This is a genomic window from Actinophytocola algeriensis (genome assembly GCF_014203735.1).
Taxonomy (GTDB): Bacteria; Actinomycetota; Actinomycetes; order Mycobacteriales; family Pseudonocardiaceae; genus Actinophytocola; species Actinophytocola algeriensis.
Map to the genome: position 1 here is coordinate 712,433 of NZ_JACHJQ010000001.1, position 22,115 is coordinate 734,547.

Below are 22,115 nucleotides of genomic sequence, written 5' to 3' on the forward strand. Positions count from 1 at the left end.
CCGGCATCCGGGTGCCTTGTGCTGGTGTCGGGAACTCTTCGAACCGCTCACCGGACTGGGGGTTCATCGACGTCCGATCTCCCGTTCTCTCCATAACAATTCCGGGGTTGACACTCGCGCGGGCACTGGTCCACAGTTGGCCGCCGTTAACCGATCAAGTTGGCGAGTAGTGTGCCAGCCCTAGCTGGTCACAGTCAGGTCCGGTCCGAAATGGACCGGCGAAGAGGAGTCGAGGATGACTCGGGACACGAGCCGCGTTATCGGCTTGGCCTACGCGCTCCCGTGCCGCCGTGTCCCCATCGGGTCCGCTCACCACTTTCCGGTATACCGTGTGCCGCCCAGTACCTACATGGCCCAAGGTGCTGGTGCGGTTCTGGTTCCATTTTGATCGACAGGAGAGAACGAGATGAGTGGTAAAGCAAGGGTGCGCGGTGCCGCCTTGCTTGCCGTCGCGGCGGTCGTGCTGGCCGGTTGTGGCGATAGCGGTTCCGACGGCGGGGGCGAGAACGCGGCGAGCGGTGCGCTCGAAGGTCGCGGCCCGATCAAGTTCGCGACCGGCAAGGACACTTCTGGCAACATGCAGAAGCTGGTCGACGAGTGGAACGGCGAGCACCCGGACGAGAAGGTCGAGATCGTCGAGCTTCCCGAGGCCGCTGACGAGCAGCGCAATCAGATGATCCAGAACGCGCAGGCGCAGTCCAAGGAATTCACGATCCTCAACCTGGACGTGGTGTGGACCGCGGAGTTCGCCGCGAACCGGTGGGTCATGCAACTCCCCGAGGACCAGTTCGACCTCGAGAACTTCCTCGAGCCCGCCGTGAACACCGGCAAGTACCGCGACAACCTGTACGCGGTCCCGGTGTACTCCGACGGCGGCCTGCTCTACTACCGCAAGGACCTGCTCGACGCCGCGGGCGTGACCGCGCCGCCGAAGACGTGGGCCGAGCTGAAGGACGCCTGCGCCAAGGTGAAGGCGACCCCCGCCAACGCGGGCCTTGGCTGCTACGCGGGCCAGTTCGACAAGTACGAGGGCCTCACGGTGAACTTCTCCGAGGCCGTGCAGTCCGCCGGTGGCTCGATCCTCGACGAGTCCGGCAAGCCGACCGTCAACACCCAGGAGGCCAAGGACGGCCTGAACTTCCTGGTTGACGGCGTGAAGACCAAGGAGATCCCGGACGCCGCGATCACCTACAAGGAGGAGGACGGCCGCCGCGCGTTCCAGGACGGGCAGCTGATCTTCCACCGCCAGTGGCCGTACCAGTACGCGCAGGCCAACGCGACCGACGGTTCGTCCAAGGTGGCGGGCAAGTTCCAGGTCGCGCCGCTGCCCGGCAAGGACGGCCCCGGTGTGTCCACCCTTGGCGGTCACAACTTCGCGATCTCGGCGTTCGCCGACAACAAGGCGACCGCGCTGGACTTCATCAAGTTCTTCACCAGCGAGGAAGCCCAGAAGTCGAACCTGCTCGCCACGTCCCAGGCACCGACCAGGGCAAGCCTGTACGACGACCCCGACATGATCAAGCAGTTCCCGTACCTGACCACGCTGAAGGAGTCGATCCTCAACGCGGTGCCCCGGCCGCAGGCCGTGAAGTACGGCGACGTCACGGCGGCCATGCAGGAGGCCGCGTACAGCGCGATGACCGGTGAGGCCAGCACCGACGACGCGCTGGCCGAACTGCAGACGAAGCTCGAGTCGCTGACCGCGCAGTAGCTCCGGACAAGCCGGCCGGGCAGGCCCATTTCAGGACTTGCCCGGCCGGTTTCCCTGTTTCTCACCTCTGGAGTGCTGACGTGACAGCGACTGACGCGCCGCCGCAGGCCGCGGCAGGCGCCCCCAAGAAACAACCATCCACCGCGAAGAGCGACCCGCAGAAGCACGGCCGCCTCGCACTGCTCCTCCTCACCCCCACCTTCCTCGTGCTGGCGCTCGTGATCGGCTACCCGCTGATCGCGGCGATCCGCGAGTCGCTGTACCAGAAGGCGGAGGGGGTCGACGAGTCCGGCTTCGTCCTCGAGGGCGAACGGTTCGTCGGTATCGACAACTACTCCGCGATCTTCACCGGCGAGTCGGCCGAGCGGTTCTGGAACGCGTTCTTCAACACCACGTTCTTCACCGTCACCACGTTGATCCTCGAGATCGTCATCGGCGTCACCATGGCGCTCGTGATGCACCACGCGCTGCGTGGCAAGGGCCTCGTCCGGGCCAGCATCCTCGTGCCGTGGGCGATCCCGACCGCCGTGTCCGCGATCATGTGGCAGTTCATCTTCACGGCCGACGGTGTCGCCAACGAGGTGCTGAACTCGCAGATCCTCTGGACCACGGAGGGTTTCCAGGCCAAGATCGCGGTCATCATCGCGGACGTGTGGAAGACCGCGCCGTTCGTCGGCCTGCTCGTGCTCGCTGGCCTGCAGATCATCCCGAACGACGTCTACGAGGCGGCCAGGGTCGACGGCGCGTCCGCGTGGAAGCAGTTCTGGCGGATCACGCTGCCGCTCGTGAAGCCCGCGCTGCTGGTGGCGATCCTGTTCCGGGGGCTCGACGCACTGCGCATGTTCGACCTGCCGTTCGTGATGATCGGACAGCGAAAACAGTCGGTGGAGACGTTGTCGATGCTCGCCCAGGAGGAAGCGTCGCAGCTGAGAATCGGACCCGCCGCGGCCTATGCGGTGGTGCTGTTCGTCTACGTGTCCCTGATCGCCTACGCGTTCGTCAAACTGCTCGGCGCCGACGTGATCGGTGAGGCACGCGCGCGTGCCAAGGAGACCAAGCAGCGCAAGGCGAAGGCGGTGACGGCGTGAGTGACATCAAGGCCCCCGGCGGGCGTCGGTGGCTGTTCAACATCGGCATCGCGGTCATCGTGCTCTACTGCCTGGTGCCGTTCTACTGGATGGTGGTCTCGGCGTTCCGGCGCACGAGCGACATCGGTGACAACTCGCCGCTGCCCAGCCCGTTCTCGCTCGACAACTTCGAGGCGGTGTTCTCACCTGCCGTCGGGTTCTGGCGGTCGCTGGGCAACAGCCTGGTCGTCGCGGGCACGACCACGATCGTCACGCTGATCGTCGGCACGTTCGCGGCGTACACCATCGCGCGGCTGGACTTCCGGTTCAAGAACATCGCCGCCGGGATCATCATCGCGACGTCGATGTTCCCCGGTGTGTCGCTGATCGTGCCGCTGCTGAAGCTGTTCACCGACATCGGCTGGATCAACACCTACCAGTCGATGATCCTGCCGAGCCTCTCGTTCGCGCTGCCGCTCGCGGTGTGGACGCTCGCCACGTTCTTCCGGCAGATGCCGAAGGAGCTGGAGGAGGCGGCGATGGTGGACGGACTGACGCGTGGGCAGGCGTTCCGCAAGGTGATCCTGCCGCTGGCGGCGCCGGGCATGTTCACCACCGCGATCATCACGTTCATCGCGGCGTGGAACGAGTTCATCATCGCGCTGTCCATGGTGAACCAGAAGGAGATGAAGACCGCGACGGTCGCCATCTCCCAGTTCACCGGTGCCTACGGATATGACAGTCCATTCGGGACGAAGATGGCCGCGGGGGTGATCGTGACGGTGCCACTGGTGGTCGTGGTGCTGATCTTCCAGCGACGCATCATCGCCGGTCTCACCGCAGGAGGCGTCAAGTAATGAGGAAACGGCCGGTCTTACTCGGCTCCGTGTTGGCACTCGTCGCAACCGCGCTGGCGGTACCGGCCAGCGCGGAGGCAAGACCGGCGGTCGGTTTGGCAGGTGGTGCGTTCGAAGCGCGCCACCTGACCGAACTGTCCGAGACGACGAGACTGGCCGACCGGCGGGCCCTCGTCACGGGGGACCGCGTCATCGCGATGGGCGACGCCGACGGGTTGTACCCGGCGAGCGGCTGGCACATCCGCGGTGAGATGGGTGGCGTGTGGACACCGCCCGTGAAGCTGCTCGACGGCATCTGGTTCGCCGTCGACGGCGCGTGGCTCGGGGCGGACACCCCGGCCGCCGAGTACACGACCGGGTGGGGCTACCACCGGTTCGCGTACCAGCAGACCGGGGTGTCCGTCGACCGCGTCGACTTCGCACCCGACGGGGTGCGCGCCAACGTGATCGGCCTGACGCTCCGCAGCGACTCGCGGCGGACCGTCGACCTCGCGATGGACGCGCACTCCGAGCTGATGTCCGCCTACCCGTGGGGCTGGACCACCCCGGGCGCGGCGGAGAAGAACCTGCCCGACACCGGTTCCTACGCCGACGGGACGCTGCGCTTCCGCGAGGAAGGCGACGGCCACGACTACGCGGCGGTCGTCGGTTCCTCTGCGCGGCCGGTGAGCCACGAACTGGGCCAGGACCACCGCGGCCCGCAGGACCCGGCCGTGGTCTGCCCCGCTGACGGCACCGCGCCGCCGCGCTGCGACGACTCGGCGTTCGGCAAGGGCACCGGCGGGCGGCTGAACTACTCGGTCGACCTGAAGCCCGGCAAGGCCACCACCGTGTGGTTCACCGTCGCGGGTTCCGACCAGGGCCCTTCCTCGGCACGGTCGGAGTACGCGAAGGCGTCGCGCGACCCGGTCGCCGCACTGCGGTCCAAGGTGGACAGTCGCCTTTCCGTGGCGCGCAACACGGTGGTCGACCTGCCGGGGAACCGCGCGCTGCAGCAGAGCGTCGAGTGGAGCAAGCAGAACCTGGCCGACTCGGTGCAGGAGTCGCACGACCTGGCGCTGCGGGACACCGACGAGGGCAAGGCGTACCCCGACCCGGCCGGCACGCTGGACGAGGCGCGCTGGTTCGGCGCCGGCTTCCCGGACTACCCGTGGCTCTTCGGCACCGACGGCGAGTACACCGCGTTCGCGGCCGTCGCCGCCGGGCAGTTCGAGCCGATCAAGGCGCACCTGCGCGCGTTGCGGGACGTCAGCGAGGTGATCAACGCCGGCAGCGGCAAGCTGGTCCACGAGGTCGTCTCCACCGGCGACGTCTACTTCGGCGCGAACGACGACGCCGGCAACACCGACGAGACCGTGAAGTTCCCGAGCGCGGTCGCGCTGGTGTGGCGGTGGACGGGCGACAACGCCTTCCGCGACGACCTGTACGACTTCACGGTCCGCAACCTGCGGTACGTCGACGCGAACCTCGACGAGGACGGCGACGGCTGGCTGGAGGGCCTCGGCAACGTCGAGCGGTCCGGCATGGGCGTGGAGAAGCTCGACAGCACCGCGTACTACATCCGCGGCCTGCTCGACCTCGCCGACATGGCCACGTCGAAGGGCGACACGGCGACGGCCGACTGGGCTTCTTCGCGCGCGGCCGCTCTGCGGGAGCGGTTCGAGGCGGTCTGGTGGGCGGGCGGTGACGCGAACGGGTACTCCGAGTCGATCGACGACCCGGACGACCCCGCGAACGACAACCGCCCGGTGTTCCAGCGGCACTGGACCGGTGTCACGCCGATGGAGATCGAGCTGCCCGGCGGCAACGCGCTCGCGTCGCCGACGCACGGCCCGGTCGCGTTGGCACAGCGGGAGAAGCCGTGCTACACGGGTGAGTTCGGGCTTTACCACACCGGTTCCGGCCCGACCTCCGCGCCAGAGGGCAACCCGGGCCCGTCGTGTGACAGCGTCACCTCGACGGTGAAGAGCGAGCGGTCGACGTACTCGCTCAACACCGCGGTGATGGCGGTGGCCGAGGGCAACTTCGGCAGGCTCGCGCAGCAGCGGCCGTACATCGACGGCAACGTCCGCATCCAGCTCGACCCGAGCGTGTGGGAGACCCCGGGCGCCATGCCCGAGGTGGCCCCGTCGCCGGACTTCGTGGCGAACATCGACCGGCCGTTCTACGACCGTTCCATGTCGCTGCAGGCGTGGGGCACGTACGGGACGCTGTGGCCGGTCGTGCACCAGTGGCTCGGCGTGTCGCCGTCGCTGGGCACCGGCGCGCTGTCGGTGGTGCCGCAGCTGCCGGACGGCCAGAAGCCGGTGTCGGGCAAGCACATCCGGGTCGGCGCGCACGGGTCCGTGGACGTGTCGGCGGCGCTGAAGGGCAACCGCCTGACGACCACCGTGCGGCTCGATCGCGTGCGTGCCGAGCTGACGGTGGGCGCGGTCCTGCCTGCCGGGAAGCAGCCCGCTTCGGTGACGTACAACGGGAAGCGGGTGGCGTTCGAGGTCGTCCGGACGACGCGGGGTGCCGAGGTGCGGGCGGAGGTCCGCGGCTCCGGGAGCCTGACGATCACGCTGAAGTGAGAAGTGAGGCGCACCGCGGCCGGGTCCTCGTTCGAGGGCCCGGCCGTACTGCCGGCCTGACGTGACGGTGCTCGTGCTCGACGTCGACGGAACGTAAGCAGATGGTCACTTTTGCGACCTTCGGCGGTTGACCAGCACTGATCGCACCCGCTTACGTTGATTGCGTCATCCCGCGATCAATGGAGAGGGCCCTGCGATGCGTGGAAGAAGAACCGTTTTCGTTGCTGTGACGGTCACCCTGCTCACCGTCCTGATCCCCGGCGTCGCGTGGGCGGACCCGCCCCGCGCGCTGCCCGCCAGCTACGCCGCGGCCGACGGGAAGTGGCAACCCGCCTTCGACTACGACGGCGACGGCTGCTACCCGACCCCTGCCATCGGCCCCGACGGCACCATCGCGCCCGGGTTGAACAACTCCGGTGCGCTCAACGGCAACTGCCGCGACGCGTCCGATCTGGACAACACCAACTCGTACTCCCGCAGCAAGTGCAACAACGGCTGGTGCGCCTACCTGTACGACCTGTACTTCGAGAAGGACCAGGCCATACCCGGCTGGGACTGCTGCGGCCACCGCCACGACATCGAGCACGTGGTGATCTGGGTGCAGAACGACCAGGCGCAGTACGTGTCGACCTCCGCCCACGGCAACTACTCGACCTACCCGCGCAACCAGGTCGCGTGGGAGGGCACGCACGCGAAGATCGTCTACCACAAGGACGGCCTCTCGACGCACTGCTTCCGCATCGCGAGCCAGACCGAACCACCGGAGAACCACTACGGCGCCTGGCAGTACCCGGACCTGGTCAGCTGGGACAACTACCCGGCGGGCATCCGGGACCGGCTGGTGAACGCCGACTACGGCAGCGCCAGCCTCGCCATCAAGGACAGCGCCTTCGCGAGCAACCTGGCAAAGGCCAAACCGGCAGGCATCCCGTTCGACCCGAACGCGTAGCCACCCACGATGACCTGAAAGCCGCTGCCGAGACAGCTGCGATGCCACGAAAGGCCCCTTCGGGACACTCGGTGCGATGAAGGACCCCTTCGTAACGCCCGCTGCGATGAAGGACCCCTTCGTCACGTCCGGTGTGATGAAGGGGTCCTTCGTTGTGCTCACCGTGGTGAAGGACCCCTTCGTCACGTCCGGTGTGATGAAGGGGCCCTTCATGACACCGCCACAGCCCCGAAAAGCGCCTTTCACGGCTCAAGGCCAACCGAGCGCGGGGCGGAAGCCCGTAGGGAGGTCGACGGGATGGCAGGCAGACCCGCACCCAACCGCAGCCAAACAACGAAACCGAGGAGCCATCCCAGAGACCTGCCCCTCCGGCGAGGAGCCCCCGGAGGGCACACCCCGCCGAAGAAACGCCAACAGCGCGACTCAGATCATGCCGTCCGGCGCTTGAACAACCGTCCGGTCACCAGCACCGACACCACGAGAATGCCCACACACCACGCGAGCGCGATCCACGGACTGTTCCCCACCGGCGTGCCGAGCAGGAACCCCCGCAGCGACTCGATCATCGGCGTGAACGGCTGGTTGTCCGCGAACCCGTGGATCCACGTCGGCATGGTCTCCACCGGCACGAACGCGCTGCTCGGGTACGGCAGGAACATCACGAAGAACGTGAACCCGCTCGCCGCCTCCGGGGTCTTCGCCAGCAGGCCGACCGCCGCGGAAGCCCACGACAGCGCGAGGATGGCCGCCAGCAGCAGGCCCACCGCCGCCAGCCAGTCCACAACGGACGCGGACGGCCGGAAGCCGATCAAGAACGCGACGCCGAGCACCAGCACGGTGGACACCAGGTTGCGGGCGGTGCTCGCGGCGACGTGCCCGCCGAGCACGGACGCGCCGCTGACGTCCATGGACCGGAAGCGGTCCATGATCCCGTTGGTCATGTCGTTCGTGACCGCCACCGCGGTGAGCGACGCGCCGAACGACGCGCACAGCATGATCACCCCCGGCACGACATAGGTCACGTACTCGGTGCCGGTGTTGATCGCCCCGCCGAACAGGTAGACGAACAGGAGCATCAACATGATCGGCAGGGCGAGCGAGGTCAGCAGCGCGTCGCCGTTGCGGATCGTCAGCGTGGTCGCGCGGCGGACCATCACCCCGAGGTCGCCGAGCGGCGAGGCGGGGCGGAGTGCGAGGTCAGACAACTGCGGGCTCCTTCGCGGTGGTGGTGTGCCCGGTCAGTGCCAGGAACACGTCGTCGAGGGTCGCGGTGTGCACGGCGAAGCGCGCCACCGCGGTACGTGCGGGGTCCAGTTCGTCGAGCAGTGCGCGGACGTGCCCTGCGCTGCCGTCGGTCGCGACCGACAGGGTGAGCCGGTCGCGGTCGGGCAGCAGCGCCCGGTCGCCGAGGAACGCGGCGAGCCCGTCGAACGCGGCCACGCCGGTGAGCGTCAGGTCGAGCCGGTGGCCCGACACCTGCTGCTTGAGCTGTGCCGCGGTGCCCTCCGCGACGATCCGGCCGCCGTCGACGAGCGCGATGCGGTCGGCCAGTCGGTCGGCCTCCTCGAGGTACTGCGTGGTGAGGAAGATCGTCACGCCGGAGCGGGTCAGCTCGGTGATCACGGTCCACATCGCCGCGCGGCTGCGTGGGTCCAGGCCGGTGGTCGGCTCGTCGAGGAACATCACCGCGGGCGGCACGATCAGGCTCGCGGCCAGGTCGAGGCGCCTGCGCATGCCGCCCGAGTAGGTGCCGACGCGGCGGCTGCCCGCCTCGACCAGGTCGAACTGCGCGAGCAGCTCGTCGGCGCGGGCCGCGGCCTTGCCTCGGGACAGGCGGCACAGCCGCCCCATCATCCGCAGGTTCTCCGCGCCGCTCAGCAGCTCGTCGAGCGCGGTGTCCTGGCCGGTGAGGCTGATGCTGCGGCGCACCCGCGCCCGGTCGCGCACGAGGTCGTGCCCGGCGACGCGGGCCGACCCCGAGTCGGGGCTGGTCAGGGTGGTCAGGATGCGCACGGTGGTGGTCTTGCCCGCGCCGTTCGGGCCGAGCAGCGAGAACACGCTGCCGCGCGGCACGTGCAGGTCGACGCCGGTGAGCACCCGCACCGAGCCGTAGGACTTCGTGAGGCCGGTAGCCTCGATCGCTGGTTCGCCGGGCATGGTTCCCCCTGGGAGTTCGTGGACGACGGACTTACTGCGTACGAGATAAACTCTACTGCGTAGAGCGTAAACAGTGAATCAGGGATGTCCCTGAGCCGGGTCAGGGTGGGATGAGCAGTGGGATGAGTGACGAGGAAACAGAGACCGGGCTGCCCGCGAGCTTCGAGATGGCCTGGGGCGTGCGCGACCGGCCGACCAAGGGGCCAAAACGCGGGCTCTCGCTGGAGCAGATCGTCGACGCGGGCATCCACGTCGCGAACACCGAGGGCATCGGCGGGGTGTCCATGGGCCGGGTCGCGAAGGAGCTCGGCGCGTCGGCCATGTCGCTCTACCGCTACGTCGCCTCGAAGGACGAGCTGCTCGCGCTCATGATCGACGGTGCGTTCGGGCAGATCGAGATCGAGCTGGTCGACGGCACGTGGCGCGAGCGGCTCAAGCGGTGGGCCGAGGTCGAACTGGTCGCCTACCGCCGGTTCCCGTGGATCCTGCGCATCCCGGTCACCGGCGCGCCGATCATGCCCCGCCAGCTCTGGTACATGGAGCAGGGCCTGCGCACGCTCGGCGGCACCGGGCTGGAGGAGCACGAGAAGCTGTCGGCCGTCCTGCTCGTCACGAGCTTCACCCGCAGCTTCGCGATGCTGAGCGGCGACATCGCGGCGGCGTTCGAGGCGGGCGACCCCACGACGGCCCGCATCATGCCCCGCTACGGCGAGCTGATCAAGAAGCTGACCACCGCGGAGGAGTACCCGGCACTGCACGCCGTCGTCGACGCGGGCACGTTCGACGAGGACGGCGAGGAGTTCGACAACCTCGACTACGACTTCCACTTCGGGCTCGAGCGCGTGCTCGACGGCATCGAGTCGCTCATCAACCGCCGCAACGCATGACCGATTTGTCTTCTCACGCTGTTCTCAGATTGCGCCGTTAACCTCGAAGCCATGCCCTCCAGAAGCGCGCTGGCGAGCGTTCTCACGCTCCTGCTCGGCTCCGTGCTGATGCTGTCGCTGCACGTGGTCCCGCCGACGAACGAGATCAACGTGGTGCGCAGGACGCTGTCCGAGTACGCGCTCGGGCCCACCAAGTGGGTGTTCGACCTCGCGGTGCTGCTGGTCGCGGTCGGGTCGGCGCTGGGTTTCTACGCGGTGGTGCGGCACCGCCAGGTGCGGCCGTACTCCGGCGCCGTGGTGCTCGGCGCGCTGTGGATCGCGAGCCTCTTGGTGATCGTGGCGTTCACCAAGACCGACTGGACGGTCGGCCCCAGCATCGGCGGCACCATCCACCGGTACGCGAGCGTCGTCGGGTTCGTCTCGCTGCCGCTGGCCGTGCTCCTGGTAGCGCACAAGGTGTTCCCGGACCGGCTGGGGTGGCGGTGGGCCGCGCGCGGGTTCGCCGCCGTGGCGCTCGGGTGGTTCGGGCTGATCCTCGTCGGCGTGGTCCGCATGGGCATGGGCTACGGACCGTGGTGGCGGTTCATCCCGCTGGGCCTGGTGGAACGGGCCATGGCACTGGCCGCGGTCCTGGCGATCCTGACCATCGCGCTCGGCCTGGTCCGGGCCGCAAAACCACAGGACGTGGCGCTGGCCCCGGTCTAACCTCGGCGACGTGATGTCGCTCAGCCAAGTTCTCGCCTTCGCCCTGCTGTCGGTGGTCATCGTCGCCGTGCCGGGGCCGAGCGTGCTGTTCACCATCGGCCGCGCGCTGACGGTCGGCCGCCGCGAGGCCCTGCTGACCGTCGTCGGCAACGCGATCGGTGTGTACCTGCAGGTCGTGGCCGTCGCGGTCGGGGTCGGCGTGGTCGTGGAGCGGTCGGCCGCGGTGTTCACCGTGATCAAGCTCGTCGGCGCCGCGTACCTCGTCTACCTCGGCGTGCAGGCGATCCGGCACCGCCGCAAGGTCACCGAGGCGCTCGCGGAAGGCGTGCCGACGGTCCTGCCGTCCGGGCGTGCGCTGCGCGACGGGATCGTCGTCGGTGTCGCCAACCCGAAGTCGATCGTGTTCTTCGTGGTCGCGCTGCCGCAGTTCACCGACCCGGCCGCGGGGCACGTCCCGGTGCAGATGATGGTGCTCGGCGCGCTGTTCCCGGTGATCGCGGTCGTGCTCGACAGCGTGTGGGCACTGCTCGCGGCGACCGCGCGGGTGTGGTTCTCGCGGTCCCCACGCAGGCTGGAGCTGGTCGGCGGCACGGGCGGCCTGATGATGATCGGCCTCGGCGCGAGCATCGCCGTGACCGGCCGCAAGGACTAGGTCTGTTCTCGCGCGGGGTGCGTTGTTCGTCGCCGGAGGGCCAGGTCGACGGGATGGCGGACAGCGTCCGGGGTGGTGCGGGGCTCGCGCCCGGCTAGGCGAGCGGCGGCAACCCCGCCCACGCCGTCGCGGCGAGTGTGCGGGCCGGGGCACACCGGTCCTCGCCCCGCCGCGCGATGCCGGTCGCCGTCTCCAGTACCGCGAACTCGCGGGTGCCGGTGCCGAGGCCGAAGTCCCCGTGCTCGGTGACGATCCGGCACGACGCCAGCTCTGGATCGTGCCCGGGCACGACCCAGGACGTGCGGCCCGCGAGCGTCTCGCTCCGGGCACCGTCCGGCACGTCCACCGCCGAGGGTGACACGCCGACCAGGAACCGCACCTCGGCGGAGGGCGGATCGCCGTCCGGGTCACCCCACCGGCACCGGTGCTCTGCCGGGTACGGCGACTCGGCGACCTCGTCGAGCCCCAGGGCGGCCTCGATGTCGCGGTCCTGGACGACGTCGCACGCGTAGACCACGGCCAGCGAGGACACCGGCGGCGCCCAGTGCCGCACCTGTCCGGCCGCGAGCACCTCGTAGGCGCCACGCAGCGCGGCCTCGGTCAGGTGGCACAGCGTGTCCTCGCCCGGCCGGGAACCGGGCACGGGTTCGGCGGTGGCGGTCACGGAGACGCCGTCGGCGAGCACGAGCACGGTGTCGCACGTGTCGGCCAGCCGCCCAATGGTCGTGCCGCGGCCTGGGCTCGCGACCCGGTCCCGCCAGTCCGGCGTGAGCGGGTCGTCGCGTAGGAGGCCGACCCAGACGTAGGCGTGGCCGCCGTCCACCGCCACGGCCACGCGGCATTCGTCGAAGGTCGGCGTGCCCGGCATCCGCGCGGTGCCGATCTCCTCGAACGCGGCGGACCCGGTGAGGCTGCACGGGTCGATCGTGGTCGGCTCACCCAGCACGGACGAGGTGAGCGGCAGCTCCTCACCGGCCTCGGGCACCCCCGGCATCCCGGTCGTGCACCCCGTCAATACCAGCACCGCCGCCAGCGCGCACAGCCTGACCCGCACATTCCCCACGACGCACAGACGCGATGATGCGTGCGGAGGTTCCCGGACCCGCCGCGGATGCGCGAGGCGAACGCGTGTTCTAATATCGCCTCCCGCGGTGTGTCCCGTGACGAAGGAGCGTGAAGGTGTCCCCAACGAGCGAGGCCACGGAAACCGAGGCCCCGGCCGAGACCGCGCAGGCCGCACAGGCAGAGCCCGCGAAGGCGGCTGAGCCCAAGGCTGAGCAGGCCGAGCCCAAGGCGGAGGCGGCGCCTGAGCAGCCCGCCAAGCGCGGCCGCAAGCCGAGCACGGCCCGCAAGACCCGCACGGTCGAGCTGACGCTGACGGTCACCGGCACCATGGACGGCGAGTGGCAGGCCGACCTGTCGCACTCCGGCAGCCGGGTCGTGCAAGGCCTGCAGATCCCGGCCGCCGCGGTCTCCCGCGCGGCCGCCGAACTGCACGAGGACATCTCGAAGGCGATCGAGTCCGTGCTCGACGTCGCCCGCGAGCAGCACCAGGCCCGCCTCGCCGAACTGGAGGCGGAACTGACCAAGGTCAAGCAGGCACTGGCCGACCTGCAGGACGGCTGACGTGCCGCGGCACGGCCGTGCGTGTCACGGCCGTGCCGCCGTCACCAGCGGCTCGAGGCGCAGCTCGCCGACCCGGTACGCCGCTAGCCCAGCCGCACCGCGCGGTCCATGATCGCGGGCAGCGCGCGGGCCAGCGCGGCGCCACCGGCCAGCATCGCGAACAACACGAAGAGCACCACCACGGTCCTCGGCTGCGGCACGCGGACCAGGTCGAGCAGGCCGCCCGGGTTCGTCACCAGGTCCCACGAGTTGAACCGGAACACCCGGCCCAGCACGATGCCCACCGCGCACAGGGCGTGCAGCGACAGGTCCGTGAACAGCACCGCCCGGCGGGACACGCCGCGGTCGGCCAGCCAGCGTTCCAGCCGCACCAGTGACAGCACGTACGCGGCGAACCCGATCGCGAACAGCGTCAGGTACTGCGCGAGCAGGCCTGCCGCGACCCAGCCGTCGACGTAGTGCAGGTCGCGCGGCAGGTGCAGCACGTCGGTCAGCACGTAGGGCGCGTTCGGCAGGAACGCCACGAACACCGCGCCACCCGTGATCAGCAGCCAGCGCGGCCGTTCCCGGTGTCCGAACAGGAACCGGGAGAGCACGAGCGGGATCAGGGCGAGGAACGCGTTCCACCCCATCCATCCGGCGTTGGCCACCAGCGCGGACATAACATCACGGTACCCGCGACCCGCCCCGAGGAGACCGACGATGAGCATCCCGCCCGCCTACCAGGCAGCGGAAGACCGCTACGACGACACGATGTCGTACCGCCCTGCCGGCGAGAGCGGCCTGCGCCTGCCCGCGATCTCGCTCGGGCTGTGGCAGAACTTCGGCACCGAGGTGCCCCTGGAGCAGTGCCGCGCGATCCTGCGCCACGCGTTCGACCGCGGCGTCACCCACTTCGACCTGGCCAACAACTACGGCCCGCCGTACGGGTCGGCAGAGACCAACTTCGGCACCCTCCTGGCGCAGGACTTCCGCCCGTACCGCGACGAGCTGATCATCTCCACGAAGGCCGGCTACGACATGTGGCCCGGCCCGTACGGCCAGGGCGGCGGCTCCCGCAAGTACGTGCTCGCGAGCCTCGACCAGAGCCTGTCCCGCATGGGCCTGGACTACGTCGACATCTTCTACTCGCACCGCTTCGACCCGGACACCCCGCTGGAGGAGACCATGGGCGCACTCGCGTCCGCGGTGCAGCAGGGCAAGGCGCTCTACGTCGGCATCTCCTCGTACTCGCCAGCCAAGACCCGCGAGGCGCACGCGCTGCTCGCCGGCATGGGCGTCCGCCTGCTGATCCACCAGCCGTCGTACTCGATGCTGAACCGCTGGATCGAGCCCGACCTGCTCGACGCGCTCGGTGAGCTGGGCGTCGGCTGCATCGGTTTCTCGCCACTCGCACAGGGCATGCTGACCGGCCGCTACCTGAACGGGATCCCCGCCGACTCCCGAGCCGCCCGCGACGGCTCGCTGTCGCAGTCGATGCTGTCGGAGGAGAACCTGGACCGCATCCGCGCGCTCAACGACATCGCGAAGTCTCGCGGCCAGTCACTGGCACAACTCGCACTGGCGTGGACGCTGCGCGACACCCGCATGACGTCCACGCTGATCGGCGCGTCGAGCGTCAAGCAACTCGACGACAACCTGGGCGCCCTGTCCGGCCTCGACTTCACCGACTCGGAGCTGGCCGAGATCGACAAGCACGCGGTGGAGAGCGGCATCAACCTGTGGGCCCGCTCCAGCGCTGAGTGAACTTCCGTTGGCCGGGGTGGGTTGGTGGTTTGTCCTCGCCGGACGGGCTTTGCCTCCGGCGCCTGCGCACCCTCACGACGTCCGTTGTGCCGTGAAAGGCGCTTTCAGGGCGCTCACCGTCCTCAACGCGCCTTTCACAGCGCCGGCGATGTCCTGAAAGCGCCTTTCACGGCATACCAGCCCACACAACGACCACGCGAAGACCCGACCCCAGCCACAGCACCAGTGAACTAAGCCAGCACCCGACCCTGTTCTACCAGCCGCGCGAGCCGGTCCCGCCACCACAGCACCCGATCGGGGTCCCGCAGCTCGTAGCGGTCAAGCAGGGCCGGGTCAGGCGTCGGGGTGACCGGCGCGACCGGCAGGTACCCGTCGACCGGCGTCAGCGCCCGCGTAGGCCCGACGACGTCCCCGTCGAGCAGCGACAACGTGCCCAGTCCGCACGCGAAGTCCAGCTCGGGCAGCGCGCCGGCCAGCGCGAGGCCCGCGCTGAGGCCGACGGAGGTCTCCAGCGCCGAGGACACCACGCACGGCAGCCCGCACGCCTCGGCGACCCGCAGCGCCCTGCGCACCCCGCCGAGCGGCGTGGCCTTGATGACGGCGATGTCGGCGGCCCCGGCGACCGCGACCGTCATCGGGTCCTCGGCCCGCCGGATCGACTCGTCGGCGGCGATCCGCACGTCGACCTTGCGTCGCACCTGGGCCAGCTCGTCGACCGTCGGGCACGGCTGCTCGACGTACTCGAGCCCGCTCGCGGCCCGGTCGAGGAGGGGGATCGCGGCCACGGCGGCGGGGACGTCCCAGGCGCCGTTGGCGTCGACGCGGATCTGCCCGTGCGGCAGCGCGTCCCGCACGGCCTCGAGCCGTTCGATGTCCTCGGCCAGGGGCCCGTCCGCGACCTTGACCTTCACGGTGGCGCACCCGGACGTGGTGACCATCCGGTGCGCCAGATCGGGCCCGACGGCGGGCACGGTCGCGTTGACCGGGATCCGCCCGCGCACGGGGTCGGGCCAGCCGACGGTGCACGCCTCGATGGCGGTGGTCAGCCAGGAGGCGGCCTCGCGGTCGTCGTACTCGGGGAAGGCGCAGAAGTCGCCCCACCCGGCAGGCCCTTCGATGAGCACGCCCTCACGCACGTCGATGCCGCGGAAGCGCGTCACCATGGGGATCGCGTAGACCCGGGCCTGGCCGAAATCGATCATGGTCTTCATCAGATCTCCGAAGCTACCCGGTCCACGATGACCTCGACGGGCAGGGCGAAATCCACGACCAGGGCCTTCTCGTCCGCCTCGAGCGGTTCGAGGTCCGCGTACTGCGAGTCGACGAGCGACTGGGGCATGAAGTGCCCCTTCCGCGCTGCCACCCGGGCCCGCACGGTGTCCTTGTCGCCGTGCAGGTGGAGGAAGGTGATCGTGGGCGCCGCCTCCCGGAGCGTGTCCCGGTACACCCGCTTGAGCGCGGAACACGTGACGACGGCACCCTCGTCGTGCTTGGCGAGCCACGCCCCGATGGCGAGCAGCCAGGGCCGCCGATCGACGTCGGTCAACGGCACCCCGGACCGCATCTTGGCCACGTTCTCCGGCGAGTGGAAGTCATCCGCATCCGCGAACGGCACCCCCATCCGCTCCGCGAGCGCGGTTCCGACAGTGGTCTTCCCGGACCCGGTAACTCCCATCACCACAACGAGTGCCATGGGTCCGATGCTGTCATCCCTCGGCGGCGTTGGCCCAGCGACGCACCCGCGCCTCGACGAACTCCCGCACCCGGTGTGCGTCGTCGGCCGCGAAGACGAGCTGTCCCTCGCGGAGATCGACGACCACCACGTCGCCGGGAGGAACCCGCATCGACGTACCCGCCAGGGGGTACTCGCCGCCGTCCGGCTCGGTCCGCACGGCGACACCGGTCACGTCGCTGAGCGGCACCGAGTGCGTGACCTTCCGCGCGGAAGTGGGCCGGACCACGACGTCGAGCGACTCCGGCGTGACGGTGAGCCTGTCGGCGTCCTTCCCGCGGGCCGTGAACGTCACGTCCAGCGCACTGTCGACGACCTCGGACGACAGGTCGGCGAGCACCATCCGGGCGGCACTCCGGGCGGGCAGCCAGCCGAGCAGCGCCAACCCGACCGCGACCACCGCGACCGCGACGAAGAACGTGGTCTCGGACCACCCGAGCTCTTCCTCGATCCCCGACCCGGTGGCCATCATCACGAAGAACCCGGCAGGGACCCAACCGGCGATCGACACGGTGGACGTCCACATGTTCGGCTTGGCGCGAGTGCTCCACCAGGTCCACATCCCGATACCACTGAAAACGGCGGCGGCGCCGGCCGAGATCAGCATGTTCTGGGTGTCCCGCTGGACCGCCGCCATCGCGACGGTGACCACGCCGAACACGAAAGCCGGTGCGAGCGCGCCGACGATGAGCAGTCTCAACGTTCGCTCGGTGAGTGACGAAGTGCCGGACACTATCTCCCCCTAGCTAGTACAAGTCGCCTTTTCTGGTCCACCAGTCGGACTCGCGGGTCGGCCCGAGAGGTGGGTTCTCCTGCCGCTCGTCTTCCTGGGCGTGCATCTGCCCGACGCGTTCCTGGCCCTCGGCCGAGCGGTCGGACGTCCTCTGCTCGGTGCTGTCGACCTTCGCGGCCTCCGTCGCCCAGCCCACCGACGCACGCGGTACCAGCCCGAGACCGGGCCGCCAGGGTTTCGCCCCGGACACAGGGCTGACCAGCTTGGTCACCGTCTGGGCGATCTGCTTGATCTGCTTGCCGATGTCGGCCAGCGCGTCGAGCAGTTTCCGCAGCATGCCGCCGACCTTGTCGATCAGCGTGGCCGCCCAGGACATGGCCCGGGCACAGAAGTCGGCCACCGCGGCGCCCGCGGTCAGGAAGCCCATCGGCAGCCGTCGCGCCGCGAGCTGGAGCAGGTTCCACACGAACTCCGCGATGAGGTCGCGGATGGCGGATCGAACCGCCGCGATGCGGGTACCGCCCATCGCGATGGCCTGTGCCGCTCCGACACAGGCCAGGCTCGCGCCGGAGAGCTGTGCGGCGCGGAACTCCATGTGGTTCGAGAACGCGATCGACGACCGCGTGTTGCCCGACACGTAGGTGGGCACCTGCATGGCGATCGCGCTGCTCTGCTCCGATGCCAGCCGATCGAGTGCGAGCGCGGTGTCGTTGAGGGTCGCGATCGTCGACGCGACGACCCGCGGATCGCCGATCGTGATGTCCAGCGGCCACCGGAGGATCGAGATGTGGTCGATGATCCAGGAGATCGCCGAGGTGGCCAGCGCGTCCAGCGGGTTGGCGATGACGCCGAGGCCTTCTATGAGGACGTTGCCGATGCCGAGTACACCGTCGAGCCCGTTGCTGTTCTCGTCGCCGATCACCCCGGCCAGCTCCGAGAGCGCGTCGACCGGACCGGCGCCGCTCGTGTTCATCTCAGTGAACATCAGGGCTCCGGAACCGGTCGGCGTGTGCCTGATCTTCGTGGCGGTACGAGGTCGCGGCGTCGTCGGTGTAGGTGGCGTCGCTGCTCACGTGCAGGCCGAGGAGGCGGATGCCTTCACCGGTCTCGGTCGTCGATGCGATGGCCTGCTCGGCGAAGCACTGTGCGAGCAGCCCCAGCGAGGTGACGCCGAGGTCGATGCCCTTGACGGTGCTCGCCAGCTCGGCGACCTCCTCGCCGCGCTGGTGCATGCCGCTCGCGAAGGTCTCCAGTTCCCCGGGTACGACGTGGATGCCGTCGTTGGTCATGTGCGTCTCCTCAGCGCAGCAGGGAGCCGCCGGGCTCGTCGTGGCCCGGGCCTTCCGGACGGCCGCCCCTGCGCCTGCGGAGTACCGCGCCTTCGGCGTCCTCGTCCGGGGCCTGCCTGGTGGGAGTTGGCTCGGGTGGCGGCATGAACTGGGTGATGAAGTCCATCGTGTCCGAGGAGCCGAACTGTTCTGCCAGGGAGGCCGTCACGCGGTTCGAGACCTCGCGTTGCGCTGCCTGCACGGTCTTCATCACCAGCGGGCCCAGCTTCTCCGGGGACACCTTCGCCGCGGGCGCCGCGAACGTGATGTTCTGCAGTGCGCCCGTCGGGGACAGGGTGACCGTCACCGCGCCGTCCGGGGACGTGGCCGTCGCGCTGGCGTTGGTCAGTTCCGTGCGTAGCTGCGCTGCCTTCGTCTCCAGGTCCGCTGCCTGCTGTTGCAACTGCCGCAGCACTGCGTCCGGGTCCAGGCCGTCGAGCGGGTTCGCCATGTCCCGCAGGCTAACGCACGAGATCACAGCGGGTGGCCGGACCGCTACGCGGCACCCAGCCCGGTGAGGTTGGTGACCTCCAGTGTGCCACTCGAGGCCCGCACGCCGAGGCCGTAGTGGTGGTCCTGGGTCAGCGCGCCGCCGATCGACGCGGACCGCAGTGGCAGCCAGCTGCCGTCCACCCGTGCGTACGACGTGATCGTGTCGTCGTGGTGGAGCAGGGCGAACTGGTCGCCGGGCCGCAACGTCACCGCCGCGTCGCCCGGGGTTTCCAGGAACTGGCCGTGCACCCGGACGTTCAGGCCGGACGCCCCTCGGGTGTTGTTGTACCAGGCGGTGACGTAGTTGTCCTTGTCCATCACCCAGCCGACGAACACGCTGTCCTCCGCGGCGCCCGTGTTCGTGAACGCGCCCACCGTCAACAACGACACGGTGTCCCGCGACGACGGGGCCACCGGCGACGACACCAGTGCGAAGTACGGGGACGACCCGGTCGCGGTCAGGCCGTCCGCCGACGTCAGCGACGGCACCGCCTCGCCCGCGAACGGTTGGTGTGCCGTGAAGTCCGTCAGTGACGCCAGGTCCACGACCGGGTAGTCCGCCGGGTCGAACGGAATCCGCGCCACCCCGTACTCGCTGGACGTGGTCGCGGTGAACGCGCGGACCGGGTAGTCGCCCGGCGGCAGCCCGTCCGGCGGCGTGACGGTCCACCGCGTGACCAGCCTCGCGCCGGGGCGCAGGACCTTGGCCGTGGCAGGAGTCCTCGGCGTCGCCCGCCAGCCCGGCGGCACGGCCAGCGACACCCGGACGTCCTTGACCGCGCGGCCGGAGTCGTTCGTGAACGTCGTCGTCGACCCGTCCAGCGCCAGCGGGGTCGACGGGGCGACCGGTGACCACACACCCAGTTCCGTCACGCCGACCTTCGCGCCCGGTGGGTTCTCGAAGAGGACGCGCACGCGGCTCGTCGTCACCGGTGGGAACGTGACGCGGTTCAGCGCGTTGCCCGCCGGCGGGCTCCGGTGCTGGTCCGGCACCACGCGCCACTCCGTGCCCGTCCAGTACTCCAGCTCGTACGACGCCGGGGTCCGCACCCCGCCACCGTCGTCGTACAGGTACATCCGCACGTCCCGCACCGGGGTCGGCACGCCGAAGTCGACGCCGAGGTGGTCGGACGCGTTGGGGGAGTTGTAGTTCGTCCACCTGCTGTGCGGGATGTCGTCGTAGTAGATCCGGCCGTCCAGCACGTCCCACGTGTCGTCGATCGCGTTCGTGTACGACGCGAACGGGCGTGGATAGCCGGTCCCGGCCGGGTTCGACGCGTCGTTCACCTCCGCTGGCCGCGACACCGGCACCGTGGCCACCGGCACCGACAACCGGCCCAGCCCGGAACGGGACGCCACCACGCGACCGTCCACGTACACCCGCAGCCCCGCGCCCTGCCCGTACCGCGAACCGTCGCGGTCCCACAGCACGGTCACGTTCCGCCCGCGGTACGGCACGTTCTCCAGCGCGAAGTGGTCCCATGTGGACGGTACGAGCGGGTTCACCACCAACGGGTCGCCCGGCCGCACGCCCACCAGACCGTTGATCACCAGGTCGGTGAACGTCGAGTGGTTGTAGTGCTCGCTGTGCCCGCGCCCGTCGTAGATCCACCGGTCCTCGTCCGGGTGGTGCGCCTCCGCCACGTACGGCACACCGTTCTTGTACTGCGTCAGCGCATAGCCCCGCAGCAACGAGTAGTAGTCGTCCCGCGACACGTACGGCTGCGACCGCGTGTTCAGCAGGTTCGCCAGCCCTGTCAGCGTCTGCGACGTCGAGAACGGCCAGCTCGGGCCGTTCCACCGGCAGCACCCCGTCAACGCGTCGTGCATGAACCAGTCGGAGCGCCGCTCCACCGTCGTCGGCCCGTACGGCGCCGCGAACCCCTGCGGGTCGGTCAGGGTCGACCACGCCACGTCGTCCGACGGGCGGTCCATGCCGAACATCCACGGCACGTACCCCATCTGCTCCCGGTCCGCGACCAGCGACTCCGACGGGTCGAGGTCCGCGCGTGCCTTGTGGTGGAAGAAGTCCCCGTCCCACAGGTGCTCGTGCGCCGCGTCCGACAGGGCGGCCGCCCGGGTGTCGAACCGGCGGGCCAGCGCCTGCTCACCCGCGAGCCGCGCGACCGCCGCGATGGCCTTCGCGTCCCCGTACTGGTAGGCGTTCAGCGTCGGCCGGTAGCCGTGGCCGCCGTGGTACGGGTCCGCCGGGTCGGTCTCGTACGCCGACGCCGTGTACTCCATCGCGTCCCACACCGGCACCGACCAGTACAGGCCAAGACGAGGGTTGAACTGCGGCGCCCACTTGTCGTACTGCCGCACCAGGTCCGGCAGCAGTGCCACGACCGAGGCGCGGTCACCGGTCACCAGATAACGCTGGTAGGCGGCGGAAGCGGCCCAGAAGGCGTACTGGTGCGCCCAGTCGTCGGTGTCCTCGTTGACGTAGTCCTCTTTCGGCTTCTCACTCGCCCCGGGACCTTGCAGCCAGTAGCGCAGGTAGTCGTCGACCGGGCGGCGGTCGCGCAGCCACCGGCCCTCCGCGATGTGGTGCCCGGCCGCCGCGACGATCCCGCCCAGCGGCGCCGAGTAGCCGGGCGGGTTGTGGAACTCCGTGATGACGTGACCGTTCGCCCGGTCCGTGTAGCGCAGGTGCCGCTTGTACGTGCTCCACCGGTAGTAGTACACGTCCCGCAGCTGCTGGTCCGGGACGTCCAGGAACGGGATGTTCGCCTCGTACCACTCGGGTTCCGCCAGGTCACCCAGCAGTGCGCGGTGGTCGAGGAACGACGTTCCCCTGCCGACGGGCGGGTACGGCGCCGCACCGGCCGTGGTGGGAACCACGGCCGGCACGAGCGTCGTCACCAGCACCGCCGCCAGCACAACAGCGGCCCGGCGCATGG

At 69.7% G+C, this 22,115-nt stretch carries 21 protein-coding genes; 10 read left to right on the top strand and 11 right to left on the bottom strand.

Annotation, left to right across the window (positions count from 1 at the left end; translation table 11 throughout):
* Positions 1-406 precede the first annotated feature (406 nt).
* The 5 genes from FHR82_RS03310 to FHR82_RS03330 all read left to right on the top strand — a co-directional run bounded on the left by FHR82_RS03310 (position 407) and on the right by FHR82_RS03330 (position 7,157).
* Positions 407-1,711: an ABC transporter substrate-binding protein gene (locus FHR82_RS03310; protein ID WP_184808710.1), complete on the top strand. Its 1,305-nt coding sequence runs from the start codon at positions 407-409 to the stop codon at positions 1,709-1,711.
* Between the two features lie 80 nt (positions 1,712-1,791).
* Positions 1,792-2,799, top strand: coding sequence for a carbohydrate ABC transporter permease (locus tag FHR82_RS03315; protein ID WP_184808711.1), 1,008 nt, complete (start codon positions 1,792-1,794; stop codon positions 2,797-2,799).
* Positions 2,796-3,635: a carbohydrate ABC transporter permease gene (locus FHR82_RS03320; RefSeq protein WP_311770844.1), complete on the top strand. Its 840-nt coding sequence runs from the start codon at positions 2,796-2,798 to the stop codon at positions 3,633-3,635. Before FHR82_RS03315 ends, FHR82_RS03320 begins: the two co-directional genes overlap by 4 nt.
* A 29-nt stretch (positions 3,636-3,664) precedes the next feature.
* A complete protein-coding gene (locus tag FHR82_RS03325; RefSeq protein WP_221463271.1) occupies positions 3,665-6,208 on the top strand; it encodes a glucosidase family protein in 2,544 nt (847 codons plus the stop codon).
* A gap of 196 nt (positions 6,209-6,404) precedes the next feature.
* Entirely contained in the window at positions 6,405-7,157 is a 753-nt protein-coding gene (locus tag FHR82_RS03330; RefSeq protein WP_184808712.1) for an NPP1 family protein, read from the top strand.
* A 428-nt stretch (positions 7,158-7,585) separates the two neighbouring features.
* Here FHR82_RS03330 and FHR82_RS03335 read toward each other — a convergent pair whose 3' ends face one another.
* Both FHR82_RS03335 and FHR82_RS03340 read right to left on the bottom strand, forming a co-directional pair.
* Positions 7,586-8,362 carry an ABC transporter permease gene (locus tag FHR82_RS03335; protein WP_225943961.1) on the bottom strand — a complete coding sequence of 259 codons (777 nt, stop codon included), beginning with the start codon at positions 8,360-8,362 and terminating at the stop codon, positions 7,586-7,588.
* Positions 8,355-9,314, bottom strand: a complete 960-nt coding sequence (locus FHR82_RS03340) for an ATP-binding cassette domain-containing protein (protein ID WP_184808713.1) — start codon at positions 9,312-9,314, stop codon at positions 8,355-8,357. The genes FHR82_RS03335 and FHR82_RS03340 overlap by 8 nt, the downstream gene beginning before the upstream one ends.
* Before the next feature lie 122 nt (positions 9,315-9,436).
* Between FHR82_RS03340 and FHR82_RS03345 the strand changes: the two genes are divergently transcribed.
* The 3 genes from FHR82_RS03345 to FHR82_RS03355 are packed head-to-tail and all read left to right on the top strand — an operon-like array spanning position 9,437 to position 11,558.
* Positions 9,437-10,201 (top strand): TetR/AcrR family transcriptional regulator, encoded by a 765-nt coding sequence (locus tag FHR82_RS03345; RefSeq protein ID WP_221463272.1) that lies wholly within the window; start codon positions 9,437-9,439, stop codon positions 10,199-10,201.
* A gap of 51 nt (positions 10,202-10,252) precedes the next feature.
* Positions 10,253-10,906, top strand: coding sequence for a DUF998 domain-containing protein (locus FHR82_RS03350; protein ID WP_184808714.1), 654 nt, complete (start codon positions 10,253-10,255; stop codon positions 10,904-10,906).
* Positions 10,907-10,916: 10 nt separating this feature from the next.
* A complete protein-coding gene (locus tag FHR82_RS03355; RefSeq protein ID WP_184808715.1) occupies positions 10,917-11,558 on the top strand; it encodes a LysE family translocator in 642 nt (213 codons plus the stop codon).
* 94 nt (positions 11,559-11,652) lie between these two features.
* On the opposite strand, the gene FHR82_RS03360 is transcribed toward FHR82_RS03355, so the two are convergent.
* The gene (locus FHR82_RS03360) at positions 11,653-12,612 is read right to left on the bottom strand and encodes a hypothetical protein (RefSeq protein WP_184808716.1); all 960 of its coding nucleotides are present in this window, start codon (positions 12,610-12,612) and stop codon (positions 11,653-11,655) included.
* A 125-nt stretch (positions 12,613-12,737) separates the two neighbouring features.
* Between FHR82_RS03360 and FHR82_RS03365 the strand changes: the two genes are divergently transcribed.
* The gene (locus FHR82_RS03365) at positions 12,738-13,184 is read left to right on the top strand and encodes a DUF6319 family protein (RefSeq protein WP_184808717.1); all 447 of its coding nucleotides are present in this window, start codon (positions 12,738-12,740) and stop codon (positions 13,182-13,184) included.
* A gap of 83 nt (positions 13,185-13,267) precedes the next feature.
* Here the strand turns inward: FHR82_RS03365 and FHR82_RS03370 are convergent, their stop codons facing one another.
* The gene (locus tag FHR82_RS03370; RefSeq protein ID WP_184808718.1) at positions 13,268-13,846 is read right to left on the bottom strand and encodes a DUF1361 domain-containing protein; all 579 of its coding nucleotides are present in this window, start codon (positions 13,844-13,846) and stop codon (positions 13,268-13,270) included.
* Between the two features lie 40 nt (positions 13,847-13,886).
* Between FHR82_RS03370 and mgrA the strand changes: the two genes are divergently transcribed.
* On the top strand, positions 13,887-14,930 hold the full coding sequence (gene mgrA, locus FHR82_RS03375; RefSeq protein WP_184808719.1) for an L-glyceraldehyde 3-phosphate reductase: 1,044 nt from the start codon (positions 13,887-13,889) through the stop codon (positions 14,928-14,930).
* Between the two features lie 230 nt (positions 14,931-15,160).
* Here the strand turns inward: mgrA and FHR82_RS03380 are convergent, their stop codons facing one another.
* The 7 genes from FHR82_RS03380 to FHR82_RS03410 are packed head-to-tail and all read right to left on the bottom strand — an operon-like array spanning position 15,161 to position 22,113.
* Positions 15,161-16,141 (bottom strand): o-succinylbenzoate synthase, encoded by a 981-nt coding sequence (locus FHR82_RS03380; protein WP_184808720.1) that lies wholly within the window; start codon positions 16,139-16,141, stop codon positions 15,161-15,163.
* A complete protein-coding gene (locus tag FHR82_RS03385) occupies positions 16,141-16,623 on the bottom strand; it encodes a gluconokinase (protein WP_184808721.1) in 483 nt (160 codons plus the stop codon). Before FHR82_RS03385 ends, FHR82_RS03380 begins: the two co-directional genes overlap by 1 nt.
* Before the next feature lie 13 nt (positions 16,624-16,636).
* Positions 16,637-17,362 carry a hypothetical protein gene (locus tag FHR82_RS03390; RefSeq protein WP_184808722.1) on the bottom strand — a complete coding sequence of 242 codons (726 nt, stop codon included), beginning with the start codon at positions 17,360-17,362 and terminating at the stop codon, positions 16,637-16,639.
* Positions 17,363-17,408: 46 nt separating this feature from the next.
* A complete protein-coding gene (locus FHR82_RS03395) occupies positions 17,409-18,380 on the bottom strand; it encodes a hypothetical protein (RefSeq protein ID WP_184808723.1) in 972 nt (323 codons plus the stop codon).
* On the bottom strand, positions 18,370-18,684 hold the full coding sequence (locus tag FHR82_RS03400; protein ID WP_184808724.1) for a hypothetical protein: 315 nt from the start codon (positions 18,682-18,684) through the stop codon (positions 18,370-18,372). Before FHR82_RS03400 ends, FHR82_RS03395 begins: the two co-directional genes overlap by 11 nt.
* A 10-nt stretch (positions 18,685-18,694) precedes the next feature.
* On the bottom strand, positions 18,695-19,174 hold the full coding sequence (locus FHR82_RS03405) for a YbaB/EbfC family nucleoid-associated protein (protein WP_184808725.1): 480 nt from the start codon (positions 19,172-19,174) through the stop codon (positions 18,695-18,697).
* Positions 19,175-19,218: 44 nt separating this feature from the next.
* Positions 19,219-22,113, bottom strand: coding sequence for an MGH1-like glycoside hydrolase domain-containing protein (locus tag FHR82_RS03410; protein ID WP_184808726.1), 2,895 nt, complete (start codon positions 22,111-22,113; stop codon positions 19,219-19,221).
* Between the last annotated feature and the right edge of the window lie 2 nt (positions 22,114-22,115).

Excerpts from the sequence above, each read along its gene's own strand:
- FHR82_RS03370 (WP_184808718.1), bottom strand. The coding sequence starts at position 13,846 with ATGTCCGCGCTGGTGGCCAACGCCGGATGGATGGGGTGGAACGCGTTC.
- FHR82_RS03380 (WP_184808720.1), bottom strand. The coding sequence starts at position 16,141 with ATGAAGACCATGATCGATTTCGGCCAGGCCCGGGTCTACGCGATCCCC.
- FHR82_RS03385 (WP_184808721.1), bottom strand. The coding sequence starts at position 16,623 with ATGGCACTCGTTGTGGTGATGGGAGTTACCGGGTCCGGGAAGACCACT.
- FHR82_RS03345 (WP_221463272.1), top strand. The coding sequence starts at position 9,437 with ATGAGTGACGAGGAAACAGAGACCGGGCTGCCCGCGAGCTTCGAGATG.
- FHR82_RS03340 (WP_184808713.1), bottom strand. The coding sequence starts at position 9,314 with ATGCCCGGCGAACCAGCGATCGAGGCTACCGGCCTCACGAAGTCCTAC.
- FHR82_RS03350 (WP_184808714.1), top strand. The coding sequence starts at position 10,253 with ATGCCCTCCAGAAGCGCGCTGGCGAGCGTTCTCACGCTCCTGCTCGGC.
- FHR82_RS03405 (WP_184808725.1), bottom strand. The coding sequence starts at position 19,174 with ATGGCGAACCCGCTCGACGGCCTGGACCCGGACGCAGTGCTGCGGCAG.
- FHR82_RS03395 (WP_184808723.1), bottom strand. The coding sequence starts at position 18,380 with ATGTTCACTGAGATGAACACGAGCGGCGCCGGTCCGGTCGACGCGCTC.
- FHR82_RS03310 (WP_184808710.1), top strand. The coding sequence starts at position 407 with ATGAGTGGTAAAGCAAGGGTGCGCGGTGCCGCCTTGCTTGCCGTCGCG.
- FHR82_RS03400 (WP_184808724.1), bottom strand. The coding sequence starts at position 18,684 with ATGACCAACGACGGCATCCACGTCGTACCCGGGGAACTGGAGACCTTC.
- FHR82_RS03330 (WP_184808712.1), top strand. The coding sequence starts at position 6,405 with ATGCGTGGAAGAAGAACCGTTTTCGTTGCTGTGACGGTCACCCTGCTC.
- mgrA (WP_184808719.1), top strand. The coding sequence starts at position 13,887 with ATGAGCATCCCGCCCGCCTACCAGGCAGCGGAAGACCGCTACGACGAC.
- FHR82_RS03410 (WP_184808726.1), bottom strand. The coding sequence starts at position 22,113 with ATGCGCCGGGCCGCTGTTGTGCTGGCGGCGGTGCTGGTGACGACGCTC.